12 protein-coding genes and 1 pseudogene are annotated in these 9,011 nt (G+C 52.1%); 9 read left to right on the forward strand and 4 right to left on the reverse strand.

Features of this window, described 5'->3' with window-relative positions; genetic code table 11:
* The first annotated feature begins 223 nt into the window (after nt 1–223).
* The 4 genes from HX884_RS23940 (at nt 224) to HX884_RS23955 (ending at nt 1,827) form a co-directional block, all read left to right on the forward strand.
* A complete protein-coding gene (locus HX884_RS23940) occupies nt 224–514 on the forward strand; it encodes a nucleotidyltransferase family protein (protein ID WP_001247892.1) in 291 nt (96 codons plus the stop codon).
* A complete protein-coding gene (locus tag HX884_RS23945) occupies nt 511–912 on the forward strand; it encodes a DUF86 domain-containing protein (protein ID WP_001293886.1) in 402 nt (133 codons plus the stop codon). Before HX884_RS23940 ends, HX884_RS23945 begins: the two co-directional genes overlap by 4 nt.
* Nucleotides 902–1,258, forward strand: a complete 357-nt coding sequence (locus HX884_RS23950) for a cupin domain-containing protein (RefSeq protein WP_000215515.1) — start codon at nt 902–904, stop codon at nt 1,256–1,258. Before HX884_RS23945 ends, HX884_RS23950 begins: the two co-directional genes overlap by 11 nt.
* Nucleotides 1,259–1,512: 254 nt before the next feature.
* Nucleotides 1,513–1,827 (forward strand): hypothetical protein, encoded by a 315-nt coding sequence (locus tag HX884_RS23955; RefSeq protein WP_000091613.1) that lies wholly within the window; start codon nt 1,513–1,515, stop codon nt 1,825–1,827.
* Nucleotides 1,828–1,999: 172 nt separating this feature from the next.
* On the opposite strand, the gene HX884_RS23960 is transcribed toward HX884_RS23955, so the two are convergent.
* Together HX884_RS23960 and HX884_RS23965 are read right to left on the reverse strand one after the other, a co-directional pair.
* Complete coding sequence (locus HX884_RS23960) at nt 2,000–2,533, reverse strand: phospholipase D family protein (RefSeq protein WP_000792636.1); 534 nt, start codon at nt 2,531–2,533, stop codon at nt 2,000–2,002.
* Nucleotides 2,533–3,117: pseudogene (locus tag HX884_RS23965) on the reverse strand (CpaF/VirB11 family protein); the annotation flags it as partial. The gene HX884_RS23960 and the pseudogene HX884_RS23965, both read right to left, overlap by 1 nt.
* A gap of 274 nt (nt 3,118–3,391) precedes the next feature.
* Here HX884_RS23965 and arsR point away from each other — a divergent pair.
* Genes arsR through arsC form a run of 5 tightly spaced genes read left to right on the forward strand, consistent with a single transcriptional unit; the run spans nt 3,392 to nt 7,700 of the window.
* Nucleotides 3,392–3,745 (forward strand): As(III)-sensing metalloregulatory transcriptional repressor ArsR, encoded by a 354-nt coding sequence (gene arsR, locus HX884_RS23970; protein ID WP_001114073.1) that lies wholly within the window; start codon nt 3,392–3,394, stop codon nt 3,743–3,745.
* Nucleotides 3,746–3,792: 47 nt separating this feature from the next.
* The gene (gene arsD, locus HX884_RS23975; RefSeq protein ID WP_000783215.1) at nt 3,793–4,155 is read left to right on the forward strand and encodes an arsenite efflux transporter metallochaperone ArsD; all 363 of its coding nucleotides are present in this window, start codon (nt 3,793–3,795) and stop codon (nt 4,153–4,155) included.
* 17 nt (nt 4,156–4,172) lie between these two features.
* Complete coding sequence (arsA, locus tag HX884_RS23980) at nt 4,173–5,924, forward strand: arsenite efflux transporter ATPase subunit ArsA (RefSeq protein ID WP_001556710.1); 1,752 nt, start codon at nt 4,173–4,175, stop codon at nt 5,922–5,924.
* 48 nt (nt 5,925–5,972) lie between these two features.
* Nucleotides 5,973–7,262 (forward strand): arsenite efflux transporter membrane subunit ArsB, encoded by a 1,290-nt coding sequence (gene arsB, locus HX884_RS23985; RefSeq protein WP_000922630.1) that lies wholly within the window; start codon nt 5,973–5,975, stop codon nt 7,260–7,262.
* Nucleotides 7,263–7,274: 12 nt separating this feature from the next.
* Nucleotides 7,275–7,700, forward strand: a complete 426-nt coding sequence (gene arsC, locus HX884_RS23990) for a glutaredoxin-dependent arsenate reductase (protein WP_000065758.1) — start codon at nt 7,275–7,277, stop codon at nt 7,698–7,700.
* A 30-nt stretch (nt 7,701–7,730) separates the two neighbouring features.
* Here the strand turns inward: arsC and HX884_RS23995 are convergent, their stop codons facing one another.
* Both HX884_RS23995 and HX884_RS24000 read right to left on the reverse strand, forming a co-directional pair.
* Nucleotides 7,731–8,135: an ArsA-related P-loop ATPase gene (locus HX884_RS23995; RefSeq protein WP_004118313.1), complete on the reverse strand. Its 405-nt coding sequence runs from the start codon at nt 8,133–8,135 to the stop codon at nt 7,731–7,733.
* 8 nt (nt 8,136–8,143) lie between these two features.
* Entirely contained in the window at nt 8,144–8,716 is a 573-nt protein-coding gene (locus HX884_RS24000; protein ID WP_001556711.1) for a recombinase family protein, read from the reverse strand.
* Between the last annotated feature and the right edge of the window lie 295 nt (nt 8,717–9,011).

A 9,011-nucleotide genomic window follows, 5' to 3' on the forward strand; every position in this document is an offset into this window, starting at 1 on the left:
AAAATCGGTGTTGCAAAAACGGGAGTGACCATAGATTCCGTTTTCTGAGACGACCACAGATCAGAAAAGACTGTGCAGCCGACTCTTGATATTCCGTGCAGTCACCTTCTGAAAATGACAGCGCGGCACGGGAATCAAGGCATTGCGATTCTCGAAAATAGTTCTTGAAATTCTATTCTTGATTGCATATCATCTCAACGAGTTTCGATAAGAAAGGATGCGCATGCGACCGTCTGTTGTGCTTGACATGAAGCGAAGCGCAGTGCGTGAAGCGGTAGGCCGCTTTCGCGCCGCGAACCCGCGCGTCTTCGGCTCGGTGCTGCATGGCACCGACCGGGATGGCAGCGACCTCGACCTGTTGGTCGATGCGCTGCCCGGTGCCACGTTGTTGGACTTGGGCGATTTGGAAGAAGAACTGAAATCGCTGCTCGGCGTTGACGTCGATCTGCTGACTCCCGGCGACCTGCCGCCGAAGTTCCGGGCCAAGGTGCTCGCGGAGGCGCAACCGATATGAGCGAGAACCGCCTGCCCGATTACCTCGACCACATTCAGCAGGCCGCAACCGATGCGCGCAGCTTCGTGGAAGGGATGGCCAAGGACGACTTCTTGGCCGACAAGCGCACCCAGCAGGCCGTCATCATGAGCCTGATCGTCATCGGCGAGGCGGCCACAAAGGTGATGGATGGCTACGTCGAGTTCACCCAGGCGCATGCCGACGTGCCGTGGCGCAGCATGCGCAATATGCGTAATCGCATGGCTCACGGCTATTTCGACATCAACCTCGATGTGGTGTGGGAGACGGTACAGGAATGGCTGCCGGCGTTGCTCCAGCAATTGCCCGCCGTGCGTCAGGATGCCGACGATGAAGACCGTAACGACAACTGTGAAAGAGGGATCTCCGATGACTGTTGAATCGAGAATATTTTCTGTAGCCGAGTATGTTCAGCCGTCCGAAGGCGAGCCTATTCGTTCCGTTGTGCTTGAAACCCGAGACTCAATTATCGTGGTTTGGCATGTCCATCCCGGGCAGGAAATTGCGGCTCACATTCATCCTCACGGCCAAGACACGTGGACTGTTTTGTCGGGAATGGCTGATTACTTTCAGGGCAATGGGATTGTTCGTGCCCTCAGGGAAGGTGAGATAGCCGTGGCAAGACCGGGCCAAGTGCACGGGGCGCGAAATACAGGTACCGAGCCATTTGTGTTAGTCTCGGTTGTGGCATCAGCCAATGCCGGTTTCGTATTGGCTGAGCGATAGAGCCCAATCTCTGGAGTTGGTCCAATGAGCGGTCGGGGAGATAGGTAACAGACATGCAGCGGACACGGCTGCTAAACCAGGTCGCAAACCTCCTTGCGTCGCAGCGTGCCGCAAGCGACGCGATCAATCGAATGGGGTCGGCATGAGACTGAACACCATCCAGTTCCCGACCGCGTAGCCGCCTGTCCTGCCGATCAGGTCTTGACCATCGACGCCTGGGATCAGTCCTGAATGTTCTTGGAGACCACTACGTTATGAGCCGCAGCCGCCGCAAAACACCCATCGTCGGGCACACGACCTGCGGCAGCGAGCGCGAGGACAAGAAGCTCTGGCATCAGCGCTGGCGCACCCGTGAGCGCACGGCGCTGACCAGCGCGTCGCCCGAAGCCCTGAGCGCCCATCTGCCCCTGCTGGAAAACCAGGCCAGCAGCGTCTGGTCGATGGGCAAGGATGGCCGCTCCTACTGGCCCGTCAAGCGCCAGGCCGCCACGGCGGATCGCATCGCCAATCACAAGGGACGCAACCCGCAAGAACGCGCCTCCCTGAAAAAGCGCCTGCTTACACTGTGATTCCTTCAAAATATCTCAACGAAATTTCCCGACACCTGTTTAAGCTATCTTGCTGATATTTCTGTTTTTCGATTTTTGCCGGCGCGATGCCGGCGACGTTGGCCAGCTGCCCCGGGCGCGATACTGAGATCAGTTTCTTTGAACAAAAAAACCGCCTTTTGGCGGTCAGTATTCAGTAGCTGGAACGGTAGTCTCTCCCCCGATTCCAGCGGTCTTGCCAGTGTTCGAGGAATGATTCAGCGAGCTTAGGCATGTTCCAGATCACCACCGCATTCTCCGAGTTTTTCGTTTCGGCCGCTTTGGTGAAATTAAAGCTGCCAGTTTCAACGGTCACATTATCCACGATGATCACCTTGTCATGCTGGATAGGGAAATCACTGTCAGTACGCAAAGGGATGCCGCTGTTCGCTATGTAGTTCATGGCCGCAATGCTGGCGCGCCCCGTATTGCCCCTTTCATCAATTACGATTTTCACATCAACTCCCCGTTTTTTGGCTGCTACCAGTGCTTTCATAATATCCGGGGCGGTAAAAGAATAAGCCATCATCCGTATCGAGGTTTTTGCGGAGTCAATGGCGCTCAGGACGAGAACGCGGGCGCTTCCTTCAGGCGAGTAGCCAACCTGAACGGATGGTTCCACCGCAAAGGCGGGCAGGGCGGCTGTCGTAAATGCTGCGGCCAGAAGCCAGGTTGCTAAGTTTTTCATTACAGGCTCCCGTTCACACACTGCATTTTATATTCAGGGTCAAAATAAATTTCTTTGATTTTCCGCTTTTCCATATGCACCACAACGTCAATGGTGGAGTAGAGCATTCGCATAATATCGCTCATATCGAGCATACGGCCGATAGGGGTCGCCTTGATAAGCAGCCCAATACGGTTAAAGGCATCGCGCGCAGAGTTAGCGTGCGTTGACATAACACCGCCTGGATGGCCGGTATTAAGTGCTTTAAGATAATCCCACGCAGCATCATCCCTAAGCTCAGTCATGATGATACGGCCCGGTGTCAGACGCATACAGGCTCGCAGGGCATCAGTGGCGCTGACGCGGCCGATCTTTCCTGCATCGCCGTACATCATATAAACGGCTTCTACAACGTGATCGACCGTGACTTCGTGAACGTCCTCTAAAATAATTACACGCTCGTCTTTATGTAGCGATTTTAACAGCGCGCGCGTGAGTACCGTTTTCCCCGACCCGGTTTCACCGCAGATCACGATAGTGCGTTTCTTCTCAACGGCGGTTTGCAGGAATGCGGGCCATTTTTCGCTGCTGTGCAGCTCTTTAAGGGGTCTGAGGGCCAATGGAACGAAAACGTACGCTAAGGAAATAACCAATTGTTATAATTGATATTATTCATTCTTCTCTATGAACTGAAAGCCCGCACTAAGCAATGTTTTAGCCTCAAATGACTTTTTTACCTACCCAACTAACGTAACGATCGCACATCAGGTCGTTTTTCAACCGCATAGTGACACCTGCACTCACATGCGAGAAAACACATATGATTTTGACTTCTTGTTTTGGTGGAGAGACAATACCCATTCATAGCAGGAGTACATAATGCCAGAAATTGCATCCCTACAACTTTTCAAAATACTATCTGATGAAACCCGCCTGGGTATCGTGCTACTGCTCAGGGAGATGGGGGAGCTGTGCGTATGCGATCTCTGCACAGCGCTGGAACAATCACAACCCAAGACCTCCCGCCATCTGGCGATGCTTCGGGAAAGTGGCCTGTTGCTGGATCGCAAGCAGGGGAAATGGGTTCATTATCGCTTATCCCCGCATATTCCTTCCTGGGCTGCCCTGGTGATTGAGCAGGCCTGGTTAAGTCAACAGGACGACGTACAGGCCATCGCCCGTAAGCTGGCATCGGCCAACTGCTCTGGCAGCGGTAAGGCTGTTTGTATCTAAAAATTTTGCCTGTACATATATGTTTTTACGAATATGAGGTGTTAAAGATGAAAATGTTAACGGTGTTTGATCCGGCGATGTGCTGCAGTACCGGCGTTTGTGGTTCAGATGTCGATCAGGTTTTGGTCAATTTTTCTGCTGATGTGCAATGGCTGAAAGGGCGTGGGGTTCAGATCGAACGTTATAACCTGGCGCAGCAGCCTATGAGCTTCGTTGAGAACGAAAAAGCGAAAGCATTCCTTGAGGCTTCTGGAGCTGAAGGGCTTCCGCTGCTGTTGCTTGATGGTGAAACGGTGATGGCCGGGCGATACCCAAAACGCGCTGAACTGGCTCGCTGGTTTGGTATACCGCTGGAAAAGGTGGGTTTAGCTTCCACCAGTTGCTGTGGTGGTAAAACTTCCTGTTGTTGAGTATGTCAGGAGGACATATGAAATTCTTAGAGAATATCCCGTCTTACCTGTTTTTCACCGGTAAGGGAGGTGTAGGCAAAACTTCGATTTCCTGCGCAACGGCTATACGTCTGGCTGAACTGGGAAAGCGTGTTCTGCTTGTCAGTACCGACCCGGCTTCCAATGTCGGTCAGGTATTCGATCAGACTATCGGTAACACTATCCAGCCCGTGACTGCTGTGTCTGGTCTTTCGGCTCTGGAGATTGACCCGCAGGACGCCGCCCAGCAATACCGCGCCAGAATCGTTGACCCTATTAAAGGTCTTTTGCCTGATGACGTTGTTAACAGCATCAGTGAACAGCTTTCAGGAGCTTGTACGACAGAGATCGCTGCATTCGACGAGTTTACTGGCTTACTGACTGACGCTTCTCTGCTGACCCGCTTTGATCACATCATTTTTGATACTGCCCCAACTGGCCACACTATTCGCCTTCTTCAGCTTCCCGGAGCCTGGAGCAGCTTCATCGAAAGTAACCCGGATGGTGCTTCCTGTCTTGGTCCAATGGCTGGGCTGGAAAAACAACGCGAGCAATATGCTCATGCGGTTGAGGCATTATCCGATCCTGAACGAACTCGCCTTGTGCTGGTCGCGCGATTGCAAAAATCAACACTGCAGGAAGTCGCTCGTACTCATGACGAATTATCAGCTATTGGCCTTAAAAATCAGTATTTAGTCATTAACGGTGTCCTGCCTGCGAGCGAAGCAGAACGTGATGCACTGGCCGCTGCAATATGGCAACGGGAGCAAGAGGCGCTGGCAAATCTTCCTGCCGGGTTATCTGATTTGCCGACAGACAACTTATACCTGCAGCCGCTGAACATGGTTGGTGTATCCGCATTGAAAGGCCTGCTCAACGAACACGCTGAGATAACATCGCTTCCTGAACAAAGCCCACAGAACAAGCCAGAGAATATGTCGTTGTCTGTCCTGGTTGATGATATCGCCCGCAGTGAACACGGTTTGATTATGCTGATGGGCAAAGGTGGTGTGGGCAAAACCACAATGGCTGCGGCTATCGCCGTCAGTCTGGCGGATAAGGGTTTTGATGTGCATCTCACCACCTCAGATCCTGCTGCACATCTCAGTACAACGCTCAATGGCAGCCTCAAAAATCTGCAGGTCAGCCGAATCAACCCTCACGATGAAACTGAACGCTATCGTCAGCATGTTCTTGAGACGAAAGGCAGGGATCTGGATGAGGCTGGGAAACGGCTGCTCGAAGAGGATTTACGTTCTCCTTGCACAGAAGAGATTGCGGTGTTCCAGGCGTTTTCACGCGTAATTCGTGAAGCTGGCAAACGGTTTGTGGTCATGGATACGGCACCTACCGGGCATACGCTATTACTGCTTGATGCTACCGGGGCTTATCACCGTGAGATTGCCAGGAAGATGGGGGATAAAGGTCATTTTACCACTCCGATGATGCAGCTTCAGGACCAGGAACGTACCAAAGTTTTGCTGGTCACTCTGCCTGAAACCACACCTGTACTGGAAGCGGCAAACCTGCAGTCCGATCTTGAACGTGCGGGGATTCATCCCTGGGGCTGGATTATCAATAACAGCCTTTCGATTGCACAGACGCAATCGCCGCTGCTTTGCCAGCGCGCCCTACAAGAGCGTCCTCAAATCGAGGTTGTGAAAAACCAGCATGCAAGCCGCATAGCGTTAGTACCGGTAATGGCTGCAGAGCCCACTGGCATCGAGAAACTCAGAGAGCTGGTTGTTTAATTTTTTTTGTATATACAGGGCGGCAAAGCCGTCCTGTCTGGAGGATTTATGTTACTGGCAGGCGCTATTTTTGTCCTGACCATCGTTTTGGTTATCTGGCAACCGAAGGGATTAGGGATCGGCTGGAGTGCGACGCTGGGCGCGGTACTGGCGCTGATCTCTGGCGTAGTCCATTTTGGTGATATCCCTGTAGTGTGGAATATTGTCTGGAATGCGACGGCGACCTTTATTGCCGTGATTATTATCAGCCTTCTGCTCGATGAATCGGGCTTTTTCGAATGGGCGGCGCTGCACGTTTCACGTTGGGGTAACGGTCGCGGGCGTTTGCTGTTTACCTATATCGTTTTGCTCGGCGCAGCGGTGGCGGCACTGTTTGCCAACGATGGTGCGGCATTGATTCTGACGCCAATTGTTATCGCCATGCTGCTTGCATTAGGTTTCAGCAAAGGCACTACGCTGGCATTTGTCATGGCCGCCGGGTTTATTGCCGATACGGCCAGTCTGCCGCTTATCGTGTCCAACCTGGTTAACATCGTTTCTGCAGACTTCTTTGGGCTGGGTTTCACTGAGTATGCGTCGGTAATGGTGCCGGTGGATATCGCAGCCATTATCGCCACGCTGGTGATGCTGCATCTGTTCTTCCGCAAAGATATTCCGCCAACTTACGACCTGGCTCTCCTGAAAGCACCGGCAAAAGCGATTAAAGATCTGGCAACCTTCAGAACCGGCTGGATAGTGTTGATCCTTCTTCTGGTTGGCTTTTTCGTCCTTGAGCCGTTGGGTATCCCGGTCAGTGCGATTGCTGCTGTAGGGGCTGTCATTCTGTTTGCGGTGGCGAAGCGAGGCCATGCCATTAACACTGGCAAAGTGCTTCGCGGTGCGCCATGGCAGATCGTCATATTCTCTCTGGGAATGTATCTGGTGGTCTATGGTCTGCGTAATGCCGGACTAACAGAATACCTCTCCGGTGTGTTGAACGTGCTGGCAGATAAAGGACTTTGGGCCGCGACGTTTGGTACTGGCTTCCTGACGGCTTTCCTCTCTTCCATCATGAACAATATGCCTACCGTGCTGGTTGGTGCTCTCTCTATTGATGGCAGCACTGCAACAGGCGTTATCAAAGAGGCGATGATTTTTGCCAACGTGATTGGCTGCGATCTTGGACCGAAAATTACACCTATTGGTAGCCTGGCAACGTTGCTCTGGCTGCATGTCCTTTCACAGAAGAACATGACCATCACATGGGGATACTATTTCCGCACCGGGATCGTCATGACTCTGCCTGTGCTGTTTGTAACGCTGGCCGCGCTGGCGCTACGTCTCTCTTTCACTTTGTAATGAGATACTGATATGAGCAACATCACCATTTATCACAACCCAGCCTGCGGCACGTCGCGTAATACGCTGGAGATGATCCGCAACAGCGGTATCGAGCCGACCGTTATTCTTTACCTTGAGACTCCACCTTCACGCGATGAGCTGCTCAAACTCATTGCGGATATGGGCATTTCCGTCCGGGCTTTGCTGCGTAAGAACGTCGAGCCGTATGAGGAACTGGGTCTTGCAGAAGATAAATTTACTGACGACCAGCTCATCGACTTTATGCTACAGCATCCGATTCTGATCAACCGTCCGATCGTAGTGACGCCACTGGGAACTAAACTTTGCCGTCCTTCAGAGGTTGTTCTCGATATCCTTCCAGATGCCCAGAAAGCGGCTTTCACCAAGGAAGACGGTGAAAAAGTCGTTGATGATTCAGGTAAAAGACTGAAATAAAGACGAAGGGGGCATTTGCCCCCTTCATTATTACTTCGCCATTTCTTCCAGCAGGTCAATACCAACCGGCTCTTCGCTCTGTAGCGCTGTTAATGCAATACGCTTTGCATACTGCTCTTCCACATCAGAGATGAGAGGCAGCTCGCGGTTCGCCCTGATCTTCAGGAAAGGCGAAGACGGTTGAGCAGCTGCCAGGCTGTTATTAACGACCCATGCCCACGGCTCGATGCCAGCTCGGCGTAGATCCTGCTGCAGGTTAGCGGCTTCCAGTACAGGTGTCGTTTCGGCAAGCGTCACGATAATCACCTTCGTCTTCTCCGGGTCTGCTGCTTTTTCGCTATCACCTGTCTTCGATGTCAGAAAGCGAGAGAATTCGGCTTCATGCTGTCGCCAGAACACACTCATGCAATTGTTGAATGCCTTTACATCACTCATGTTCGTCCTCAAATTTTGCTCAGATTAACCCGGCTCTCATCTTCCAGAATTTTATAAACAGTGGAACGGGCAATACTGAGCCGGCGGGCAATATCTGTTGCACCAGTTCCCTGCTGATGAAGTGCCAGTACACTATTTCTGTCGATGATGCGCTTTCGGCCAAACCGGATACCTTTCAGCCTGGCCTCCTGCCGTCCTTCGTTCGTACGCTCCAGAATCCTCCTGCGTTCGGCCTGGGCTACAGCTGAAAGAATGGTCACAACCATTTTCCCCATTTCACCGTCGGTGCTGATCCCGTCGTCTATGAATCGGACCGCGACTCCCTGAGCGTCGAATTCTTTTATCAGTTGGATCATATCGGCAGTGTCGCGGCCAAGCCGGTCGAGTTTCTTCACCAGGATGACGTCACCTTCCTCCACCTTCATTCGCAGCAGATCCAGTCCTTTCCTGTCGGTAGAACTGCCGGATGCTTTGTCGGTAAATATGCGACTGGCTTTCACCCCCGCCTCTTTAAGCCCCTTGATCTGAATATCGAGGGACTGCTGGCTTGTTGATACCCGTGCGTAACCAAAAAGTCGCATAAAAATGTATCCTAAATCAAATATCGGACAGTGGGTGTCTGTTATAACAAAAAATCGATTTAATAGACACCTAGACAACACCATTTTAGTGTGTCCGAGAATTTATAACATTTCGTACGGTTGGAAAAATGTTACTAAATGCCCGTCAGGCAGGGAGGCCGATATGCCCGTTGACTTTCTGACCACTGAGCAGACTGAAAGCTATGGCAGATTCACCGGTGAACCGGATGAGCTTCAGCTGGCACTGTTGCAAATAGTCGGTGGTGATAAACTTATCATCCCCTTTTGCTGATGG

Source organism: Enterobacter sp. SECR19-1250, assembly GCF_013391025.1.
GTDB lineage: Bacteria > Pseudomonadota > Gammaproteobacteria > Enterobacterales > Enterobacteriaceae > Enterobacter > Enterobacter cloacae.